The 309-nt window shown below is 75.4% G+C and carries 1 pseudogene; it reads right to left on the bottom strand.

The features are described from left to right. Positions 1–58: 58 nt before the first annotated feature. Positions 59–309: pseudogene (gene xpsN, locus Y887_RS19580) on the bottom strand (type II secretion system protein XpsN); the annotation flags it as partial.

Here is a 309-nt window from a genome sequence, read left to right as displayed (position 1 = left end):
CCGGCCAGCAGGCCAATCAGCAGGGACACGGGAAACAGGCGCGGCGTCATGCGTTCACTCATTGGGTCTGACCGGGGGTAGAGCCGCTCTGGCGCTGCTGTTGCAGCTGGCGGCGTCGGGCTTCGATACGTTCGCGGATGGCACGCATCTGATCGTCGGAGGGGCGTGGCGCTTCCTGCGCGCCATCGCTGCGTTGCGGCGGCACCGTCGGCGGGGCCTGCCCGCCAGGCTGCTGCTGTGCCGGCGGGGGGGGCAGGCTGCGGCTGCGGGGGGTGGGCGGGCCGGGGGGGGGGGGGGGGGGGGCCCGGG

The sequence above is a fragment of the Xanthomonas pisi DSM 18956 genome (assembly GCF_001010415.1).
In the GTDB taxonomy this organism is placed as follows: domain Bacteria; phylum Pseudomonadota; class Gammaproteobacteria; order Xanthomonadales; family Xanthomonadaceae; genus Xanthomonas; species Xanthomonas pisi.
This window is presented reverse-complemented; position numbering and strand designations above follow the sequence as displayed.